This is a genomic window from Methylobacterium gregans, from assembly GCF_022179245.1.
Lineage (GTDB): Bacteria > Pseudomonadota > Alphaproteobacteria > Rhizobiales > Beijerinckiaceae > Methylobacterium > Methylobacterium gregans.
Map to the genome: position 1 here is coordinate 41,600 of NZ_BPQM01000041.1, position 20,429 is coordinate 62,028.

Here is a 20,429-nt window from a genome sequence, read left to right on the forward strand (position 1 = left end):
ATTGCTCCGAGGTCAATGTTTCGATTGATCCGAGATGCGTATCGGATCAATCCTGCCCGCGCAATCCCGGCCGGACTGCCCTGACCACGAACCGGAGGATCGGCCATGCCCGCCACGACCTTATCGCCCACCCGCGCGGACGCCTTCCCTGCGCGCGCGACATCCGCCCGCCCCCCGCTCCTGCGCCTCTGGCTCGGCCGGATCCGCGCCCGGCGGGCGCTCGCCGCCCTGCACCCGGATCAGGTTCGCGAGGCCGGCCTCGACGCGTTCCGCCTGCGGGCCGAGATCGCCAAGCCGTTCTGGCGGGGCTGACACGCCGCCGATGGCCGTGAAGCGCCCTCAGAACAGGCGGCCCTGCGCGTCCTCGTCGGACGAGCGCGGCTTCTCCGCGGGTGGCCCGCCCGGATCGGCCGTCCCCGCCCGCGGGCGCGCCACGGGCTCGATCAGCCCGGCATCGTCGTTGCGCGCGTCGTTGACCCGGGGGCTCACCGGGTCCATCCGCAGCCAGTCGTCCGGGCAGGGGCGGCAGAGCGCGGCGGCCTCCATGGCGTCGGTGGCGCGGGCGTCGAGCCAGCGCTCCACCTGATCGGGCGCCAGGATCGCCGGCATCCGGTCGTGGACCGCCGCCAGCGTGCCGTTCGCCCCCGTGGTGACGATGGCGGCAGTGTCGACCTCCGAGCCGTCCGCGCCCATCCAGCCCTCCCACAGGCCGGCCAGCGCCATCGGCGCCCCGTCGGCCCGCCGGATCAGGAAGGGCGTCTTCGTCGCCGCGCGGCCCGTCCCCTCGCGGCGCCACTCGTAGAAGCCGTCCGCCAGGAAGACGCAGCGACGGTGCCGGATCGCTCCGCGGAAGGTCGCCTTCTCCAGCACGGTCTCGACCCGGGCGTTGATGATCAGCGGAAAATCCTTCGGGTCCTTCAGCCAGCCGGGCCAGAAGCCCCAGCGCACCAGCCGGAAGTGCCGCCCGCCCTGCTCGTGCAGCACCACCGGCACGGGCTGGGTCGGCGCCACGTTGTAGCGCGCCGGGAAGTTCGGACGCTCCGGGTAGCCGTAGAACGCGGCGAAGACCTCCGGCGCCTGCGCGATGAAGAAGCGTCCGCACATGGCCCTACAGCCAGCGCTTCCAGCGGAAGAAGGCGTAGGGCAGCACGGCCGCCACGATCATCATCAGCACCGCCATGGGATAGCCGAAGGGCAGTTCCAGCTCCGGCATCGTCTTGAAGTTCATGCCGTAGATCGAGGCGATGAGCGTCGGCGGCATGAACACCACCGCCATGACCGAGAACAGCTTGATGATGTTGTTCTGCTCGAGGTTCACGAGGCCGAGCGTCGCGTCGAGCAGGAAGTTGATCTTGGTCGACAGGAAGGTGGCGTGCTCCTCGAGCGATTGCAGGTCGCGCAGGGTCGAGCGGATGTCCTCGCGCAGCTCCCGCGGCGCCTTGTTGGTGCGGTAGGTCGCCGAGAGCGAGAGCAGGATGCGCTCCATCGAGACGAGGCTCTCGCGCTGCTTCGAGATCAGGTCGTTGTGGCGACCGAGCGCCCTCAGGGTCTCCTGCATGGCGGTGTTGCGGGCGGAGGGGTCGTCCTGCTCCTCGAAGATCTTCCGCGACAGGCGGTCGATGCGCTCGCCCTGGAGCTGAAGCACGTCCGCCGCCCGGTCGATCACCGCCTCGATCAGCCCGGCGAGGATCGATTCGCCCGAGACCACGCGCGTCGGCCCGTTGCCCGTCGTCCGGCCCGCGCGCTGCGTGTACATCCGGAAGGCCTGCGGCTCCTCGTAGCGCACGGTGACGAGCCGGTTGCCGCGCAGCACGAAGGTGATGCCGGCGAGCCCCGGCTCGTCGGAATCGCTCACCTTCGAGAGCACGCGGCCGGTCATGTAGCGCGCCCCGTCCTCGACGTAGAGGAGCTCGGAGGGCTCGATGTCCTTCATCTCCTCGCGGGTCGGGACCTCGATGCCCGAGAACCCCTCGACCTTCAGCTCCTCCTCGCGGCTCGGACGGACGAGGTCGAGCCACACGGTGTCGTCGGGGATGGGGTCCTGGAGTTCGAGGGCGCGGCGCTCAAGCTGCGTCTGACCGGGACCGGTGACCGGCTGGTGAATGAAGATCACGCGGGGCTCAAGGTGTCAGGCGGCTCAGGCGAGCGCGCCGGGAGGGGCTGGGCTCGCATCCGGCACGAAGAAGTCCGGCGCAAGGGGTATCCCGGGTGTGACGCGGTATTTTGAAAAGTCCGTGACGCCCTCGGCCGCGAGGAACGTGTCGTCGATCAGGAACTGTCCGGTCACCGCGCGCGCCTCCTTGAGGAACAGGGCGTGGGCGGCGTCCGCCATGATCTCGGGCGTGCGGCTCGCCCGCATGATGGCCTCGCCGCCGAGCAGGTTCTCGATCGCGGCGGTCGCGATGGTGGTGCGCGGCCAGAGCGCGTTCACCGCGATCCCCTTCCGGCGCAGCTCGCCCGCGAGGCCCAGCACGCACATCGACATGCCGAACTTCGCCATCGTGTAGGCGAGATGGGGCGCGAACCACCGCTCCGCCATGTCGAGGGGCGGCGACAGCATCAGGATGTGGGGGTTCTCGGCCTTCTCCAGATGGGGGATCGCGTATTTCGAGACCATGTAGGTCCCGCGGGTGTTGATCTGGTGCATCAGGTCAAAGCGCTTCATCTCCGTCTGCGGCGTCGGCGTGAGGGAGATCGCGCTGGCGTTGTTCACCACGATGTCGAGGCCGCCGAAATGCTCGGCCGTCCGGTCGAGGGCGACCTGCACCGCCGCCTCGTCGCGCACGTCCACGACGAGGGGCAGCGCGCGGCCGCCCGCCTGCTCGACGGCGTCGGCGGCGCTGTAGATCGTGCCCGCGAGCTTCGGGTGCGGCTCGGCCGTCTTGGCGGCGATCGCCACGTTCGCGCCGTCGCGCGCGGCGCGCAGGCCGATCGCGAGGCCGATGCCCCGCGAGGCGCCGGTGATGAACAGGGTCTTGCCGGACAGGGTGCCGCTCATCGTGTCCTCCGGGGTCGGGTGGGTTCGTTTGCGGGGCGGTAGCGGCGAAGCCCGTCATTCCCCCTCCCCCTCTGCGGGGGAGGGTGGGCCCTGCGTCAGCAGGGGTCGCGTGAGGGGCCGACGCTCCCTGCTCCGCCACGATCACCCGGCCTCCCCGACCCGGAACCGCTCCGGCTGCGTGCCGTCCGCGTCGGTGAAGCCGTAGCGGCGGGCGAGGTCGCCCGCGTGCAGCACCGCGCCCGCATGGGCCGCGACCTCCGGGTCGGCCGCGAGCGCGGCGAGCGCCCGGCCGGCATAGAGCGGGCTCTCCGTCGCCAGATCCCCCTGCCCCAGGTCGCGCACGCGCTCGGTCGCCACGAAGCCCGGCGAGAGGCCGAGCGCGGTCACGCCGTGGGGTGCGAGCTCCGCCGCGCAGGCGAGCGCCAGCCGGTTCGTCGCCGCCTTGGCCGCGTCGTAGAAGACGTCGCCGAGATAGCCGTCCGCCGTGTCGAAGGAGACGAGCGCGAGGAGGCCCGAGCGGGCCGAGACCATCGCGGGCGCGACCGCGCGGGCGAGCAGCAGCGCCGCCAAGGGGCCGCTCTGCAGGAAGCCCAGATAGGGCTCCGCCGAGCGGCGCCAGAACGGCGTACCCCAGGCGGCCCCGTCGGGATAGCGGTCGCCGTCGTAGCCCTCGTTGCCGCCCCAGACGCTCGACACCGCCACGTCGATCCGGCCGAAGCGGCGGAGCGTCCAGCGCACCAGCTCGTCCACGGCGCGCTCGCTCCGGTGGTCGCAGAGATAGTGATGGCCCTCGCCGCCCGCGGCGTCGACCTCGCGGGCGGTGTCCTCGACCGCCTCGGGCCGCATCTCGGTGCGGGGCCCGGTCTCGCTGGAGCGGGCGGTGACGATCACGGTGGCGCCGGCCTCGCCGAGGCCGCGGGCGAGGCCCCGCCCGACGCCGCGGGAAGCACCCGCCACGAGGCAGACCTTGCCGGACAGGTCCGGAGGGCTCACGCGCCCGCTCACGCGGAAGCGGGCCGGGCGCGGTTGAGGAAGGCCCGGAAGATCGCCTGCGTCTCCTCGGTCCGCAGGCGGCTGTCGAAGGCCGCGGCCTCGGACTCGACGGCCGCCTCGACCGCGGCCTGATCGCCCCGGATCAGCGCCCGCGCGGCCTGGAGCGCCCCCCGCGGCAGGGCGGCCAGGCGGGCGGCCTGCGCGACCGCGTGCTCGACCAGCATGTCGGAGGGCATGACGGCGTTGACCAAGCCCAGCGCCTCGGCCTGTTCGGCCCCGAACATCTCGGAGAGCAGCAGGATCTCGGTGGCCTTGAGCCGCCCGACCCGGCGCGGCAGCAGGTAGCTGGAGGCCGCCTCGGGCACGAGGCCGAGCTCCACGAAGGGGGTGCGGAAGCGCGCCGCCGGGCTCGCGTAGACGAGGTCGCAGTGCAGCGTCAGGGTCGTGCCGACGCCGACCGCCACGCCGTCCACCGCCGCGACCATCGGTGTCCGGGTGCGGGCGAGCTGTCGGATGAAGCGCAGCGACGGCGCCTCGCCGAAGGGCCTGTCGACCCGGGTGACGAAGTCGGCGATGTCGTTGCCGGCGCTGAAGGCGCCGGGCTGGCCGGCGAAGACCACCGCACCGACCGCCTCGGAGGCGTCCGCGCCCTCCAGGGCGCCCCGCATCGCGTCGTACATCGCGCCGGTCAGCGCGTTCTTCTTCTCGGGACGATCCAGGGTGACGAGGCGGACGCCGCCCTCAAGGTCCTCGACGCGGACATGCTCGGTCATCGCACGCTCCTCACTGCGCCAGGACGAGCGCGGCCTCGTCCACGAAGGCGCCGCCGTCGATCACCTCGATCTCCAGCCCGGAGGCCGCCGGCAGCAGGTTCTCGGCGAAGAAGCGGGCGAGCGCGATGCGGGCCCGGTGGGCCGGATCGGTCTCGCCGGCGGCGAGCGCCGCGCGGGCCGCGAGCGCGGCCGTCGCGAGGCAGGCCGCGCCCTGGACGAGGCCGAACAGGTGCAGGTAGGGCGTCGCGCCCGCGAGCGCCGTCTCCGGCCGGTTCGAGGCGAGCGCGGCCAGCTGGTGGCTGGTCGCCCGGTCGAGGCTCTCGATCCCGGCCCGCAGCCGGGCCGCCGCGTGGCCGAAGGCCGGGTCGGCGTTCTTCAGGAGGCCCTCGGCCGTCCGCCGCATGGCGGCGATCTGGGCGCGCACGGTGGCGCCGCCGTTGAGCGGGAGCTTGCGGCTCGTGAGGTCGATCGCCTGGATGCCGTTGGTGCCCTCGTAGATCGCCAGGATGCGCGCGTCCCGCATCAGCTGGGCGGCGCCCGTCTCCTCGACGAAGCCCATGCCGCCATGGACCTGGACGCCCATCGAGGTCACCGCGTTGGCGATGTCGGTCGAGAAGGCCTTGGCGACGGGCGTGAGAAGCGAGGCGCGGTCGCTCGCCCCCTGCCCCTCCGGCCCGCGCGCCGCGTCGAGGGCCGCCGCGGTGAGGTAGCAGATGCCGCGCGCGGCCGCCGTGTAGGCCTTCATGGTCAGCAGCGTGCGCTGCACGTCGGCGTGGCTCACGATCGGGCTCGCCTCGGCGGCGCCCGGTGCCCGCCCCTGGCGGCGCTCGTGGGCGTAGGCGAGCGCCCGCTGGGTGGCGGCCTCCGCGACGCCCACGCCCTGGAGGCCGACATTGAGCCGGGCCGCGTTCATCATCGTGAACATGCAGGCCAGCCCCCGGTTCTCCTCGCCGATGAGCCAGCCGGTGGCGCCGCCGTTGTCGCCGAAGGCCATCGAGCAGGTCGGCGAGGCGTGGATCCCGAGCTTGTGCTCCAGCCCCGAGCAGCGCAGGTCGTTCGGGCTGCCATCCGGCAGCACCTTGGGCACGAGGAAGAGCGAGATGCCGCGGGTGCCGGCGGGCGCGTCCTTCAGCCGGGCCAGCACGAGGTGGACGATGTTGTCCGCCATGTCGTGCTCGCCGTACGTGATGTAGATCTTGGCGCCGGTGATCCGGTAGCTGCCGTCGCCCGCGGGCTCGGCCCGGGTGCGCAGGGCCGAGAGGTCCGAGCCCGCCTGCGGCTCGGTGAGGTTCATGGTGGCGGTCCAAGTGCCGGAGACGAGCTTCTGGAGGTAGCGCGCCTTGAGGTCGTCCGAGCCGTGCGCGACCAGCGCCTCGATGCCGCCCGCGGTCAGCAGCGGGCAGAGGCTGAAGGCGAGGTTCGCCCCGTTCCAGATCTCGGTCGCGGCGGCACCCAGCAGCTGGGGCAGGCCCTGGCCGCCGTGGTCCGGATCGGCGGCGAGCCCGTTCCAGCCCCCGTCCACGAAGGCCCGGTAGGCGTCCGCGAAGCCCGGCGCCGTCGTCACCGCGCCCCCGCTGAGCGTCGCGCCATGACGGTCGCCGACGCGGTTCAGGGGCGCGAGCACGTCGGCGGCCAGCCGCCCGGCCTCGTTCAGGATCGCCTCGGCGTCGGCGCGGCTCACCTCCGCCTCGGGCAGGCCCGCGACATGGACCAGCGTGAACACCATCTCGGATACGGGCGCGCGGTAGCTCACGGATGTCCCTCCCGGCCGGCTTGGCGCCGGTCCGCTCGTTTGACGGGCGCGGGCCTCAGGAGCTAGCCCCTGGGGCTAGTCGGACGCGCTCGCGCCGACATAAGCCGAAGCCGCGGCCTCCGTCACGACCGGAGATAGTTTATATATGAACGATCTCGCGTCAACGGCGCCCCAGGACTCCGTGAGCCTGCCCGGGGACCCGGACGGCGTCGCGGAAGCCGCCCGGCTCCTGCGGGCGGGGCAGCTCGTCGCCTTCCCGACCGAGACGGTCTACGGCCTGGGCGCCGACGCGACCGATCCGGCGGCCGTCGCGCGCATCTTCGCCGCCAAGGAGCGGCCGCGCTTCAACCCGCTGATCGCGCATCTGCCGGATCTCGCGGCGGCGCGGCGCCAGGGGCGCTTCGACGCCTTCGCGGAGGCGCTGGCCGAGGCCTTCTGGCCCGGGCCGCTGACGCTGGTCGTGCCGGCGACCGACGGGACGACGGTCTGCGACCTCGCCCGCGCCGGCCTGCCGAGCGTCGCCCTGCGGGTGCCGGGCCACCCGCTCGCGCGCGACCTGCTGGCGGCCTTCGGGCGCCCCCTCGCCGGCCCCTCGGCCAACCGCTCGGGCCGGGTCAGCCCGACCTCGGCGGACCACGTGCGCGCCGATCTCGACGGGCGGATCGCGGCGGTGCTTGACGGGGGCGCGACGCGGGTGGGCGTGGAATCGACGGTGGTGGCCTGTCTCGGCGGCGCGCCGCGCCTGCTGCGGCCCGGCGGAATCACCCGCGCGGCGCTCGCCGGGGTGCTGGGGCGGGAGCCCCAGACGGCGGAGGCCGAGGACACGGCCCGGCCGGTGGGACCCGGCCTCCTCGCCTCGCACTACGCGCCGCGGGCCCGCGTGCGCCTCGACGCGACGGCGCTGGAGCCCGGCGAAGCGGCGCTCCTCTTCGGCGGCGCCGGGCCTGACGGGCTGGCGGGCGCGCGCGCCGTGCTCGACCTCAGCCCAAGCGGCGATCTCGCCGAAGCCGCCGCGCGCCTGTTCGGGGCACTTCGCGAACTCGACGCCACGGGCGCGCCCTGTATCGCGGTGTCGCCGATCCCCGGGACGGGGCTCGGCGAGGCGATCCGCGACCGCCTGGAACGGGCTGCGGCGCCGCGCTGAAATTTTTTCGCGCCGCCGCGGAACCAGGGTCGGGACGGGCCGTTTCTCCATCACGAAGGCCAGTTCAGCCCCCAATGGCCTTTACCCTTCAGAGGCTCGGAGCGATCCGAGCCTTTTTTCTTGCCTCAAGCGAGCTTGGCCGCGATCGTCGCGACGTGGCGCCCCTGGAAGCGGGCGCCGTCGAGCTCCACCGCGCTCGGCTGGCGCGAGCCGTCATTGGCCGCGATCGTGGTGGCGCCGTAGGGCGAGCCGCCCTTCACCGCCTCGACCCCGTTCTGGCCCTGGAAGCTGTAGGGCAGCCCGACCACCACCATGCCGTGGTGGAACAGCACGGTGTGGAAGCTCGTCAGCGTGGTCTCCTGGCCGCCGTGCTGAGAGGCGGTCGAGGTGAAGACCGAGCCGACCTTGCCGACGAGGGCGCCCTTCGCCCAGAGGCCGCCGGTCTGGTCGAGGAACTGCTTCATCTGGGCGGCCATGTTGCCGTAGCGGGTCGGTGTGCCGAAGATGATCGCGTCGTACTGATCGAGCTCGTCCGGGCTGGCGATCGGGGCCGCCTGGTCGAGCTTGTAGTGGAACTGCCGCGCGACCTCATCCGGCACCAGCTCGGGCACGCGCTTGACCGTGACCTCCGCGCCGACTTCGCGCGCGCCCTCGGCGGCGGCCTGCGCCATCTGCTCCACATGGCCCCAGGACGAGTAGTAGAGCACCAGAACCTTCGCCATCGCGGTTTCTCCTCATGACGCGTCGAGCCGGGCCTCCGGCTGGGCGAGCCGGATATCATACGCCCGGGCGCTTGCGGAAATGCCCTCGTATGCAAGATGATCCTTGCATGATTGCAAAGGACCCGCTCGTCTGGGACGATTTCCGCCTGGTCAAGGCGATCGCCGATCGCGGCGCCCTCACGCAGGCCGCGGCCCATCTCGGCATCAACCACTCGACCGCGTTCCGGCGCCTGCACCAGATCGAGGCGGCGCTCGGCACGACGCTGTTCGAGCGCCACCGCACCGGTTACGTGCCCACCCCGGCGGGCGAAGCGATGGTCGCTGCGGCCGGGCGCATGGAGGAGGACGTCGCCGGCTTCGGCCGCGCGGTCGCGGGCCGTGCGTCAACGCCGGCCGGATTGCTGCGCGTTACCGCGGCCGCGAGCTTCGTTCCCACATTGCTGGTTCCGCTGCTGGGACGCTTCCTGGCACGATACCCTGAGGTGCGGGCCGATCTGGTGGTGGCCGAGGAAGCCCTGAACCTCTCGCGCCGCGATGCCGACGTCGCGCTGCGCGCGGGCAACGATCCACCGCCGAACCTCGTGGGGCGCCGGCTCTCAGGGATAGCCTGGGCGGTGTACGGGCGTGCCGACGAATCCGACGCGTCGGACCCTCCCTGGGTGAGCCTCTCGGATTCCGTCGCGGGGGGACGCTACGCCCGCTTCGTCCGGTCCCGCGCCACCGCCGACCGGATCGTGCTGCAGCTGAACACGGTGATGGGCCTGCGCGAGGCCGTCGCGGCGGGGATCGGGGTGGGGCCGCTGCCTTGCTACGCGGGCGATGCCGACCCGGCGCTCCGCCGGCTCGGCGCCGTTGAACCGGAACTCGGTGCCGACCTCTGGCTCCTCACTCACCCGGATCTCCGGCACGCCCCGCGGGTGCGGGCCTTCATGGATTTTGCCGCCGAGGCGATCGCCGGGCAGCGACCCGCCTTCGAGGGCACCCTTGCGGCGGCATTCGATTTACAACCACCAGTAGATTAGCACCAACAACTACACGCTGAAGCAAGCCGAAGCTTATCAGCACGATAGAGCGATCGAATAGGGCAAGGGATCAGTTTCACGAAAGCTTGATGCCCTGCGATATTAGCAATTCCCTAACCGCTCCCGACTAAGTCTGTCGTTGCAGCCTCCGGGGCGGGGCACCTACCCATGGAGGTAGCGTTCGGCTCCCGACACCTGCCAAGTCGGCCGCAATTCGGGAGGAGCAACGATGTTCAGCGCCATTCGCGGACGAGACCGGATTGCGGCCAAGCTCGCGGCGTTGGACAGCGCTTTGCTGACGGCGGAACTGGCGCCGGACGGAACGATCATCGCCGTCAACGGTCGCCTCTGCGCCCTGCTGGGCCGCGCTTCCGGCGAGCTCGTCGGCCGGCATCACCGCCAGTTCGCCGAGAGCGTGGAGACCGGAAGCGCTGAATTCTGGGCGGCCCTCGCGCGCGGGGAGCGCCGTGACGAGACCGTGCAATGCGTCGCCAAGGATGGACGTACGATCTGGTTGCAGGCCCTCTACCTGCCGGTAACGGATGCCCGCGGCAGGGTGGACCGGGTGATGGTCCAGGCGAGCGATGCCACCGACTGGCTCCGTGGGCACCTCGACCTGAAAGGCCAGATCGGCGCGATCGACGAGACGCAGGCGGTGATTCATCTCGGCCTCGACGGCCGGGTTCTCGACGCGAACCGCAACTTTCTCGACACGATGGGCTATCGGATCGAGGAGATTCGCGGCCAGCACCACCGCATGTTCATGCCGCCGGGCACGACCGGGGCGGATTACGAGGCCTTCTGGGAACGCCTGAACAGGGGCGAGCACATGACCGACGTGTTCATGCGCCACGGCAAGGGCGGCCGCGAGATCTGGCTTCAGGCGAGCTACAACCCGATCCTCGACGAGGCCGGCCGGCCGTTCAAGGTCGTGAAGTACGGCACCGACGTCACCGCGCAGCGGCTGCGCGACGCGGAAGTCCGCGGCCAGACGGAGGCCATCTGCCGCTCGCAGGCCGTCATCGCCTTCGACCTCGACGGGACGATCCTGGAGGCGAACCGCAACTTCCTCGACGCGGTCGGCTATCGGGCGGACGAGATCGTCGGGCAGCACCATCGCATCTTCGTCGATCCGGCCTACGCGGCCGGGGCGGAATACGCGGCGTTCTGGGCGGATCTGCGCCGCGGGAGCTTCCGCAGCGGCATCTTCCGGCGCCGCGGCCGGAACGGGCGGGAGGTCTGGCTCCAGGCGAGCTACAACCCGATCCTCGACGCCGCCGGCCGGCCCTACAGGGTGATGAAGTTCGCCGCCGACATCACCGCCACGACCCAGGCCCGGCTCCACGCCACCGACGCGACGCGCCTCACCCTCGGCAACGTCCAGGCCGTCGCCGCGGCCGCCGAGGAGCTGAGCGCCTCCGTGATGGAGATCAGCGCCAACATGTCCCGCTCGAAGGAGGCCGTCGACGGGATCAGCCACAAGGCGCGTGCCTCCGATGCCTTCACCCGGCAGTTGCGGGACGCCGCGCGCGCGATGGACGGCGTCGTCCAGACGATCACCAAGGTCGCCGAGCAGACCAACCTGCTGGCGCTCAACGCCACGATCGAGGCGGCCCGCGCCGGCGTGGCCGGCAAGGGCTTCGCGGTGGTCGCCACCGAGGTGAAGGCGCTGGCGAGCCAGACCACGGCCGCGACGGCGGAGATCTCGAACCAGATCGCGCAGATGCAGACGATCTCCGACGAGGTCGCCGGGATGCTTCACGCGATCGGCCTGACGGTCGATGAGGTACAGGGCTACGTCACCGGCGTCGCCAGCGCGATCGAGGAGCAGAGCGCGGTAACGCGGGAGATCTCCGGCAGCATGCACGCCGCCGCGGGCGAGCTCGGCAGCATCAGCGCGAGCCTCGACCAGCTGGCCAGCAACGCGGCCTGAGACCGTTTGCGGAAGATTGCCTCGGTACCGTTTCGACCCCGTCGTCCCGCGCGCGCCCGCGAAGCGGAGCCCGGAATCCATGCACACCGAAGCTTCGAGCTCTGGAACGACGGTGTTCATGGATTCCGGTCTCGCCTTCAGCGCCCCGGAATGAGGGTGGTGACAGTCTGACCGGACCCTTCAATCGGAACACGGCAGGAGATGGGGAACCGCGCAGCTCGCTGCCCGGGGGCGCCTGCGAGGCCCCCCTGCGTGGTCCTTAGCGGAAGCTCGGACTTCACCGTCCTCGCCCTATCGCATGCAAGTATAGGTTGCGCGCACGCCACGATCCGGTGTCACTCCCGGATCAGCGGATCTCGGTGACCTCAACCTCCTGGCCGTTCACCTCGACCACGTCGCCGACGCTCTTGCCAGTGATCGCCCGGGCGAGCGGGGCGACGTAGGAGATCGAACCCTTCGCAGGATCTGCCTCGTCCTCGCCGACGATGTGGAAGGTCTGGCGGCTCTCGTCCTCGCGCAGGACCGTCACGGTCGAGCCGAAATGGACCGTCTCGCCCTCGACCCGCTCCACGAGCTGGGCAGAGCCCTGGCGGGCTGTCCAGTAGCGCAGGTCCCGCGCAAGGCGGGCTTGACCCGCCTTGTCATCCGGAGCGAGGCGGCCGACCTCGGCCTGCAGGCGCGCGACCTCCCCCTCGATCTGGGCGAGCCCCTCGGGCGTCACGAAGTTGGTGTGCGGGGAGATCGGACGGTCGGGAAGATCCTCGAAGGCCTCCCCGCCCTCCTTCTCGCGGACGAATGCAATGCTCATGAAAACGGCAATGCCGCACGGGCGATACGGGTTCCGCGGGCAGCCTCAGGCGATTGTCACCACCGTGCGGCCCCGCACCTTGCCCGAGAGGATCTCCTCACCGAGCCGGTCGACGTCCTGAAGGCCGACCCGCGTCGTCATGGCGGCGAGTTTGTCGAGGTCGAGCTCGGCCGCTAGCCGGGCCCAGGCCTCGCGGCGCTTCGGCTGCGGCGTCGTCACGCTGTTGATGCCCAAGAGGGCGACGCCCCGCAGGATGAACGGCGCGACCGAGGTCGGCAGGTCCATGCCCTGGGCGAGGCCGCAGGCCGCGACCGCGCCGTCCGCCCGGGTCGAGGCCAGCACGTTGGCGAGCGTGGTCGAGCCGACCGCATCGACCGCGGCCGCCCAGCGCTCCTTGGCGAGCGGCTTGCCCGGCACCGACAATTCGGCCCGGTCGATGATCTCGGCGGCCCCGAGCCCGCGCAGGTAATCGGCCTCCGCATCGCGCCCCGTCGAGGCGATCACATGCCAGCCCGCGCGGGCCAGCAGCGCGACCGCGACCGAGCCGACGCCGCCCGAGGCGCCCGTGACCAGGGCCGGGCCGTGCTCGGGCGTGAGGCCGTGCGCCTCGAGCGCCATCAGCGACAGCATCGCGGTGTAGCCCGCCGTGCCGATCGCCATGGCCTGCTCCGCGCTGAGACCGGCGGGCAGGGGCACCAGCCACGCGCCATTCACGCGGGCCTTCTCCGCGTAGGCGCCGAGATGGGTCTCGCCGACGCCCCAGCCCGTCAGCACGACGGTGTCGCCCGGCCGGTAGGCGGGATCGTCGGAGGTCTCGACCACGCCCGCGAAGTCGATGCCGGGGATCATGGGCCAGCGGCGCACCACCGGCGAGCGCCCGGTCAGCGCCAGCCCGTCCTTGTAGTTCAGCCCGGAATGGGTGACCCGGACGGTGACGTCGCCGTCCATGAAGTCGGCCTCGTCGAAGTCGCGGAAGGTCAGGCTCTGGCCGCCCGCCCCCTTCTCGACCACCCACGCCTTGAACGTCGCCATCGCGCGCCTCCCCGATACGCCGTGACCTGTGGCGACGTGGGCCCGAATCAAGATCGCCGGGGACATGCCCCGGCGAACCGATCGAACTTGGACGCGGGACCTGGACGCGGGACCTGGACGCCGCGTCTCAGTAGCCGTCGTAGATGCTGCCGCGCGAGAGGCCGAGCCCGACGCCGAGATCCGCGGCGCTCGCGCCCGCGATGCCGAGCGCGTCCGGGATCGAGCCGACCAGCGGGCCGACCGGACCCGGGCCGAAGCCAGGGCCGTACCCGCCGCCCGACGGCACCCAGCCGGCGCGCGCCGGCGCGACGAGGACGCGGCGGCTGACAGAGGCGTATTCCGGCGGGATCGTCTCCGGGATCGCCTGGGCGGGGCGCACCAGCACCTGCCGGTGGCGCATGGCGAAGCGCGGCGGGGTGGTGACCCAGCAGCCCTCCAGCTCGCCGTAGGGGCCGCGGCGGGTCGTCCAGACCCGGCCGCCGGGGGCCACCATCACCTTCTCGGCGACGGTGTCGTAGACCGGCGGGACGGTGCGGTAGACCGTGCGCGGCGGGCGCACCAGCACGTTCTCCTGCACGGTCTCGAAGACCGGCGGCGTCGAGACGTAGCGATAGCACGCGGTGCCGGCGCAGCCTCCGGCCAGGGCCGGGCCTGAGAGCAGGACGGCGCCGGCGAGCGCGGCGATCGTGAGGGATGTACGGGTGACCGGCGCGGTCATGGGCGGGCTTCCTCGGACGCTTGGAGAAGGACGGATGCGGCGCTCTCTCAAGGAGCGCTCATCTCGACGTCCAGAAGGCGTCCCGGTTGCCGTTTACGCAAGCTTAATTGCGACTCACGGTAAAATTAACCCTCGGTCGCGACTGCGGATTTGCACTTACGTAAGTATATCGACCCCATCAAAACCTGTGCACATCAGGTCTGCCCGGGCTTGAGGGTGTAGAAGATGTGCCGGCCGATCACGTCCATCCGGCGCAGGCGCCGCGACCAGCCGGGCCGGACGTAGTCGGCGTGGTAGTGCGTCGCGGCGCCGACCTCGGCGAGGTAGGTCCGTCCCTCGATCACAGATTGGGCGATTCGGCTCGCGGTCTGCCACGAGGAAGAATCCGTGATGCGCAGCGACTTGCCCTCGCAGGCGAAGGAGAACTGGCAGCCCATGTAGCGGTGCCGGTTCTGGTAGACGACGCCGCAGACGTTGGCTGGGTAGAGCCCGCTCTTCACCCGGTTGAGCACGACCTGCGCCACGGCGGCCTGACCTGCCTCGGACTCGCTGCGCGCCTCGAAATACACCGCCTCGGCGAGGCAGCGCTGCTCCTTGTCGAGCGCCTCGGGGGCGATGAGATCGGCGTAGCGGGAGCGGGCGGTCTCCGGCGTCACGGGGGCGGCGCGCTCGGAGCGCAGGACCTCCGGCATCAGCAGGCTCGCGGCGGCGACCTCGACGGGCGTCGCATCGGCGGGCGCCGGCGTGGTCGAGGAGAGCGCGACGGCGCGCGGCACCGGTGGCGTCGAGCCGTCGTGGCGCAGCACGTCGCCGGCCGTGATGTCGGCGCTCGCCGCCCCCGTCGAGGCGGCGCTGCCGGCCCCCGTGGTCAGGCCGAGATCGGCCACCGGCACGAAGCCCTGATCAGGTTCGAGCTCGGGGTTCCACGTGGCGGAGCCCGGCGTCAGCAGGCCGCTGACATTGGCGGTGAGTTCGAGATCGAGCAGCGAGGCCGGGCGCCGGGCGGCGGCACCGGAACGGTCGAAGGGCGGCAGGGTGGAGTGCCGCAGGGCGCCCAGCGTCACGAGATCGGCCGGAAGGGCGCGGATCAGGTCGCGGTCCGGTCCCAGGATGCCGGGTCCGCCGGTGCCGGCATCGGCCGTGAAGGAGACCAGAAAGGCGGTGCCGGCGATCCAGGGGGCGACCGCGGCCCCGATCCAGCGCAGTCCGGTGGGGCGGCGTGCGCCCGCGTTGAATCCACGTCTCGTCATCACGGCGCGAGCCATCCGTTACGCCACTGCTGCCGCGCGCACCCGAGCGCCGCCGGCCCGATGATTTATTCCGCCTCATGGTTTCGAGCGGGTTAAGCGCGGGCTAACCGTCCGCGAATGGGCGGGATGCGGCGCGGGTCGGGCTGTGCCAGAAGGCCGCCGCATGACCGCTTACGTCTCCTGCGCCCCGCGCGCGCTCTACCCGGCCGACGGCTCGGTCGACCTGCCCGCGGAAATCGCGGCGCTCCGGGCGGCGGGTGACGGCGCGGAGGTCGTCCGCACCCTCTACCCGTCCTGGCGCTACCATTGGCCGATGCCCGAGACGCTGCACCTGCGCGACGCGCCCGCCCCGCCGGAGATGCAGACCCGCTTCGCCGGGGAAGGCGTCGGCGCCGCCCCCCCCGCCCTGCTGGTGCGGCTGGAGCGTGCGACGCTGCTCCGTAACGTGCTCTATGTCGGCGAGGCGGGGAGTCGGCGCGTCGTCTACGAGAGCCACCGTCCGGAGGAGCGGGCGCTGTCCGGCCCCCTCGAACCGGAAGCGGTGCCACAGGACATTCTGCCAGCGCCCGGCCCCTGCCTCTATGTCGGCAACCAGGGCTCATTCAATTATGGCCACTGGCTCTGCGAGGACTTGCCGCGACTGGCCGCCATCGACGTCCTGAGAACCCGGTACCCGGGCGAGACCATCACCCTGCTGCTGCCGCGCCAGGACTGGCACAACAACCGGATGCGCGAGCGCTCGGTCCGGCTCTGGCTCGGACGAACCCGCGACGTGACCTTGCGCTTCCTCGACCCGCAGAGCGCCTACCGGTTCCCCCAGCTGCACTGGGTGACGCCGATCCGCCATGCGGCGCTCGCGAAGTCGCCGGAGGCGCTGGCCCATCTCGATGCAGTGCTGCGGCGGCAGGTGGGACGCTTGCGGCCGGCCGCTCTGGCGCCGCTTCTCGCCGCGCGCCTGCGCGGACGAGGCCGCCTGCGCCTGTTCGTCGACCGCAACCGGCTGCGCCAGCGCAAGCTTCTGAACCGGGACGCGGCTCTCGACGTGCTGCGGGCCCGCGGCTTCGCGGTCGTCGATACGGAGCGCCTGGAGGTGGCCGACCAGGTCGCGCTGTTCGCCGCAGCCGAGGCGGTGGTCGGCATCAAGGGCGCGGGCCTCGTCAACACGGTTTTTTGCCCGCCCGGCACGCCGGTGCTGCACCTCGCGCCCGAGACCTTCCAAGACCCCTATTACCGCGACATCGCGGCGGCCCGGGGCCAGCCCTACCACGCGCTCTACGGGGCGGCGGCACCCGGCGAGCGGCGGGATCACCTGCGCGACTTCACGATCGCGCCGGACGACCTCGCGTCCGTGCTCGATCGGATCGGGCTGAATTAGTGCTCGTCGCCGAAGGGGATACCGGTTCGGCGCGAGAGCGCGCGAAAACAAGAGCCTAGAACCCCGCCCGAGCAACGCGATCGGACAGGGTTCTGGATCGGCAACCCCATCAATGGCCGGCTATCCGCACCAATGCCGACACGGCTCAGGAAAGGTCGGATTGAATTTTATAACAGGCCGCTGGATGCGTCGATGATCTGCACCGCGGCGGATCCGGAAGCTGTCGTGGTCCTGTGAGTGTACCAGCTCTACAGGGATGCAGTCCCGCCGAAATGCTCCGGTCGACGCGCGGAGGTGGCGCTCGCGTTACCCGGATGGCCATGAGCGTACCCGCGGATCGAAAATGAACGTGGCGCTTGATACGATCGGCTACTTCTCTCGCTTCGTGTCACACCCGCCGAAACCGATGATCGCGCCGTCTTTCCCAAGCCGACTGATTGCGCGCAAAGAACGGCCGGCGAAAGCCTAACTCCCGGCAGTATCGATCAAGGCCTCACCGGCGAACGCGGTGCGGATCGAGACATGAACCCATGACACTTCCTTGCCTTCAGCGTCCCACACCGACGCACCCCGGCCGCATTCACAGAAGCTCTCGGCTGAGCTTTGAAACTATGACCGCAGACTTCAGTAAATCATCCGATACATAGCCAAAGTGAATGCACGAAAACAATCTACCAAAAACTCTTAGGGATACTAACTTTTTCTTCTTCAGTTATTTATAGATCAAGCGTATATAATGACGGTCCGAAATTTTATTGATTGTCCGTCCGTCTAGGTTGGTGATGCAAAAATACACCAGACAGAGAAACCGAAAATCGATATGCTGACATCGCCGCTCCGATCTCCCCGCACCAAGGTTTGAGATCGATGGAATACGCACGCCTCGGTTCTCGTTCGCATTGAAATCCTTATACATAATGAAATCAGTGATTTCAGACCGAAAATTTGCAGCTAAATCTGTTGGACTACAATTGCCGCCCTCTGAGGGCGGGAGCTGGAGAACGCATTTGCGCCAGTGCGCACGGTGTCTGCGCAACCTATTGCTCGGGCGTGAGGCCTCAGGAACGGAGGCTCTCAGCTCGGATCGGCGCATCGAGCCGATGGATTTCGCCGAAACGTGGTACCTTGAGACCTATCCGGATGTCGCCGCAGCGATCGCGGCCGGCCACATATCCGGGGCGCGTGAGCATTACGCCTATTTCGGCCATGCCGAGGGTCGCCTTACGGGACCGGTGGTCGAAGCATCCGCCCCCGAAATTCCCGCCTCCCCCGCCGAGTCCGCTCCGCCCGCTGAAACCTCCCCCCCGGGGGAGGCAGAGGCATTGCCGGCCCTGGAGAGTCCGGACACCGGCGCACAGGAGCAGGTATACGCTGAAGATCCGTGGGGCCTCGCAGAGGTCCGCCCCTCTCATATCGGCCTCGGCTATCTCACACCAACCGATCTGAGACGGACGCGGACGCGCCTCCGCCGAACGATGGTCATCGGGACTTGCAGTGCTGCCGCTTGGCTGGACTGCCCCGATCTCGACGCCGAGCATGAGCCGGATTTCTACAATTCGGCAGGTTGGGCGCCGCCGCCGAAGGAGATGCCGCATCCGCCGTCCGAGTACGATTTCATGGCCGTCGTGCTCACGCTCCGAGCCGTGCTGCCGGACGATGCGCTCTGGAAACTCGGCTACGACGACCTCGCCGGACACCGCAAAGCGCTGGAGGAATGCTGCGAACGGATCGATCGCGCGGTCGAGAACCTGCTGCACTGGAACCGTCGCTACGGTATCCCGGCCTTCGTAGCGAATTTCTTTACCCCTCAGCACGGCGCGATCGGAAATCTTCTGCCGCGCTATGATCTACGCAACGTTGCATTCTTCATTGAGGAGACCAATCGTTACCTAGAACGGAGTGTCCGGCGCTTCTCGAATGCCTACATCTTAGACATGGATCGCATTGCAGCATCCTATGGCCGTCGGCGCATGCAAGACGACGGGTACTTGCTGACGAGTCACGGCTCCAACCAGTGGGAACTGCCGATCGACGAACGGATCGAACCGATGGGACCGCTCTCTGCCCATTTCGATTTCATGTCTCAGCGGGAATTCATCAGTGCGCTCTGGGCTGAGATGGTCAGCTTGCACCGAACTTTGACGAAGGTCGACGCGGTCAAGCTCGTCGTGATCGATCTCGACGACACGCTCTGGCGGGGTGTGAGCGGCGACATCGCCGACGTCGGTATTCATATGTACGAAGGATGGCCGACCGGCGTCGTCGAGGCGCTGATGTACCTGAAGAAGCGCGGCATCATGCTGGCGATCATCAGCAAGAACGATGAGAGCCACATCCGTGAGATCTGGCCGTCGATCACCGACAATCGCATAACGTTGAATGATTTCGCCGCCATCCGCATAAACTGGCGATCGAAACCGGAGAATATGACCGAGATCCTGAACGTCGTGAACGTTCTGCCGAGCAGCGTCGTGTTCTTGGACGACAATCCGGTGGAGCGCTCCGCAATGCAGCAGGCCTATCCGGAGATGCGGATTCTTGGCCGGCATCCATGGTACTTCCGCCGTATCCTGCTCTGGTCAGCCGAGACACAGGTCGACGTGATCACGACGGAGTCAGGCTCACGAACCGAGATGATGCGGGCGCAATTCGAGCGCGAGGGCCAACGCAAGCGGCTGAGCCGAGCCGAGTTCCTGACCACGCTGTCTTTGGAAGTCGAGCTATACGAGGTCTACCGAGGCGATCCGCGCTGGGATCGCGCCTTCGAACTCCTCAACAAGACGAACCAATTCAACACAACGGGCGTGCGCTGGACCGCAGAAGCCATGCGGACGCGCCTGGAGGCGGGGATGCGCGCATTCGCGTTCGATGTCCGCGACAGGTTCACCAACTACGGGCTGGTGGGCGTCAGCCTCGTCGACGGCGCGGAAATACTGCAGATGGTAATGAGTTGCCGGGTGAACGGACTCGACGTGGAACTCGCGGCTCTGAGCCGGCTCACGACACTCCTGCGCGCGGCCGGAGCGAGGGAAATCTCGGCCGCACTCGTTGAGACGAAGCTCAACCTGCTATGCCGAGATCTCTGGTCGCGCTGCGGCTTCCGCGATGATGGCGGCCTGTGGCGCCTCGGAGTGGGAGAAGCGCCTCCGGAGCCGGAGTTCATCACGATCCGCACGGATCCGAGGCAAAGACCGGATCGATCCGGCCGAGCTTGAGTCCGAGCTCCTTAATCTGGGTGCCCTCGTCCGAAGAGGATGCGAATTCGGCACCCGAGCGGATGTCAGAGCAAGGCGTGTGGGCGACCGTCCCGTTGCACGGCGGACGGGAAACGGCTCTAGGCCGCCCGCACGGTCTCGATGTCGAGGGTCGGGCCCTGCGGCGTCATCCGGGGCCGCGAGACGATGCGATCCTCGGGGCCGAGCACGCCGAGCGCCACGTCGCGGTCGGGCAGCACCACGGTGGTGCTCTTGTTCACGTGGACCAGCACGGTCCGCCCCTTCGGGATCGAAGCCGCGGCCCAGCGCTTGAGCTGGCCGTAATAGGGCTCGCGCCGCCACGCGTTGGCCTGCCCCGGATCGACCTGCACGTTCATGTTGCGGGTGACGGGATCGAGGCCGAGCACCATCTTGGCGCGATCCGGTTTCCACTCGGGCCCGAGCCAGCTCTCCGTCATCCAGAGGCAGTGGAAGTTGCGGCAATGGTCCGGCCGGGTCGCGTGGATCCTGCAGCCCTGGCCCGCCCGCGTGTGCCGGCACCATTGCCCGGCGAGGCTTTCGACCGCCGGCACGTCGTAGACCTTGCAGCAGAGGGTGCAGGCGCCGCAGGCGCGGCCGGGCGCCGGGGCGGCGACGATCTGGGCCGGGTCGAGCATTCTCGCGATCCATGCGCCGGGCCGCGATCCGCCCGGT

At 69.9% G+C, this 20,429-nt stretch carries 18 protein-coding genes; 6 read left to right on the plus strand and 12 right to left on the minus strand.

What is annotated here, in order from left to right:
* The first annotated feature begins 105 nt into the window (after positions 1 to 105).
* Positions 106 to 312 (plus strand): translation initiation factor IF-2, encoded by a 207-nt coding sequence (locus MFF54_RS09670; protein ID WP_238302396.1) that lies wholly within the window; start codon positions 106 to 108, stop codon positions 310 to 312.
* A 27-nt stretch (positions 313 to 339) separates the two neighbouring features.
* Here the strand turns inward: MFF54_RS09670 and MFF54_RS09675 are convergent, their stop codons facing one another.
* The 6 genes from MFF54_RS09675 to MFF54_RS09700 form a co-directional block, all read right to left on the minus strand.
* The gene (locus tag MFF54_RS09675; RefSeq protein ID WP_238302397.1) at positions 340 to 1,104 is read right to left on the minus strand and encodes an SOS response-associated peptidase; all 765 of its coding nucleotides are present in this window, start codon (positions 1,102 to 1,104) and stop codon (positions 340 to 342) included.
* Positions 1,105 to 1,108: 4 nt separating this feature from the next.
* Entirely contained in the window at positions 1,109 to 2,113 is a 1,005-nt protein-coding gene (locus MFF54_RS09680) for a magnesium transporter CorA family protein (protein ID WP_238302398.1), read from the minus strand.
* 24 nt (positions 2,114 to 2,137) lie between these two features.
* Positions 2,138 to 2,998, minus strand: a complete 861-nt coding sequence (locus tag MFF54_RS09685; protein WP_238302399.1) for an SDR family oxidoreductase — start codon at positions 2,996 to 2,998, stop codon at positions 2,138 to 2,140.
* A 141-nt stretch (positions 2,999 to 3,139) separates the two neighbouring features.
* On the minus strand, positions 3,140 to 3,955 hold the full coding sequence (locus MFF54_RS09690) for an SDR family NAD(P)-dependent oxidoreductase (RefSeq protein ID WP_238302458.1): 816 nt from the start codon (positions 3,953 to 3,955) through the stop codon (positions 3,140 to 3,142).
* A 44-nt stretch (positions 3,956 to 3,999) separates the two neighbouring features.
* Entirely contained in the window at positions 4,000 to 4,764 is a 765-nt protein-coding gene (locus tag MFF54_RS09695; RefSeq protein WP_238302400.1) for an enoyl-CoA hydratase-related protein, read from the minus strand.
* A 10-nt stretch (positions 4,765 to 4,774) separates the two neighbouring features.
* Positions 4,775 to 6,517 carry an acyl-CoA dehydrogenase family protein gene (locus MFF54_RS09700; RefSeq protein WP_238302401.1) on the minus strand — a complete coding sequence of 581 codons (1,743 nt, stop codon included), beginning with the start codon at positions 6,515 to 6,517 and terminating at the stop codon, positions 4,775 to 4,777.
* 145 nt (positions 6,518 to 6,662) lie between these two features.
* On the opposite strand from MFF54_RS09700, the gene MFF54_RS09705 reads away from it, so the two are divergent.
* Complete coding sequence (locus tag MFF54_RS09705) at positions 6,663 to 7,661, plus strand: L-threonylcarbamoyladenylate synthase (protein WP_238302402.1); 999 nt, start codon at positions 6,663 to 6,665, stop codon at positions 7,659 to 7,661.
* Positions 7,662 to 7,786: 125 nt separating this feature from the next.
* Here MFF54_RS09705 and wrbA read toward each other — a convergent pair whose 3' ends face one another.
* Positions 7,787 to 8,383: an NAD(P)H:quinone oxidoreductase gene (wrbA, locus tag MFF54_RS09710; RefSeq protein ID WP_238302403.1), complete on the minus strand. Its 597-nt coding sequence runs from the start codon at positions 8,381 to 8,383 to the stop codon at positions 7,787 to 7,789.
* 107 nt (positions 8,384 to 8,490) lie between these two features.
* Here wrbA and MFF54_RS09715 point away from each other — a divergent pair, with 107 nt between their 5' ends.
* Together MFF54_RS09715 and MFF54_RS09720 are read left to right on the plus strand one after the other, a co-directional pair.
* Positions 8,491 to 9,405 carry a LysR family transcriptional regulator gene (locus MFF54_RS09715; protein WP_238302404.1) on the plus strand — a complete coding sequence of 305 codons (915 nt, stop codon included), beginning with the start codon at positions 8,491 to 8,493 and terminating at the stop codon, positions 9,403 to 9,405.
* A 229-nt stretch (positions 9,406 to 9,634) separates the two neighbouring features.
* Entirely contained in the window at positions 9,635 to 11,338 is a 1,704-nt protein-coding gene (locus MFF54_RS09720; RefSeq protein ID WP_238302405.1) for a methyl-accepting chemotaxis protein, read from the plus strand.
* Between the two features lie 346 nt (positions 11,339 to 11,684).
* Here MFF54_RS09720 and greA read toward each other — a convergent pair whose 3' ends face one another.
* From greA to MFF54_RS09740, 4 genes are all read right to left on the minus strand, one after another.
* Positions 11,685 to 12,146, minus strand: coding sequence for a transcription elongation factor GreA (gene greA, locus MFF54_RS09725; RefSeq protein WP_238302406.1), 462 nt, complete (start codon positions 12,144 to 12,146; stop codon positions 11,685 to 11,687).
* A gap of 45 nt (positions 12,147 to 12,191) precedes the next feature.
* The gene (gene acuI / locus MFF54_RS09730; RefSeq protein WP_238302407.1) at positions 12,192 to 13,178 is read right to left on the minus strand and encodes an acrylyl-CoA reductase (NADPH); all 987 of its coding nucleotides are present in this window, start codon (positions 13,176 to 13,178) and stop codon (positions 12,192 to 12,194) included.
* Between the two features lie 127 nt (positions 13,179 to 13,305).
* Positions 13,306 to 13,896, minus strand: coding sequence for a hypothetical protein (locus MFF54_RS09735; protein WP_238302408.1), 591 nt, complete (start codon positions 13,894 to 13,896; stop codon positions 13,306 to 13,308).
* Between the two features lie 194 nt (positions 13,897 to 14,090).
* Positions 14,091 to 15,068 (minus strand): cell wall hydrolase, encoded by a 978-nt coding sequence (locus MFF54_RS09740; protein ID WP_370880153.1) that lies wholly within the window; start codon positions 15,066 to 15,068, stop codon positions 14,091 to 14,093.
* A gap of 241 nt (positions 15,069 to 15,309) precedes the next feature.
* Here MFF54_RS09740 and MFF54_RS09745 point away from each other — a divergent pair, with 241 nt between their 5' ends.
* A complete protein-coding gene (locus tag MFF54_RS09745; protein WP_238302410.1) occupies positions 15,310 to 16,521 on the plus strand; it encodes a glycosyltransferase family 61 protein in 1,212 nt (403 codons plus the stop codon).
* Between the two features lie 1,100 nt (positions 16,522 to 17,621).
* Entirely contained in the window at positions 17,622 to 19,736 is a 2,115-nt protein-coding gene (locus tag MFF54_RS09750; RefSeq protein ID WP_238302411.1) for an HAD-IIIC family phosphatase, read from the plus strand.
* A 119-nt stretch (positions 19,737 to 19,855) separates the two neighbouring features.
* Here MFF54_RS09750 and MFF54_RS09755 read toward each other — a convergent pair whose 3' ends face one another.
* Positions 19,856 to 20,392, minus strand: a complete 537-nt coding sequence (locus tag MFF54_RS09755; RefSeq protein ID WP_238302412.1) for a hypothetical protein — start codon at positions 20,390 to 20,392, stop codon at positions 19,856 to 19,858.
* Positions 20,393 to 20,429: the final 37 nt, after the last annotated feature.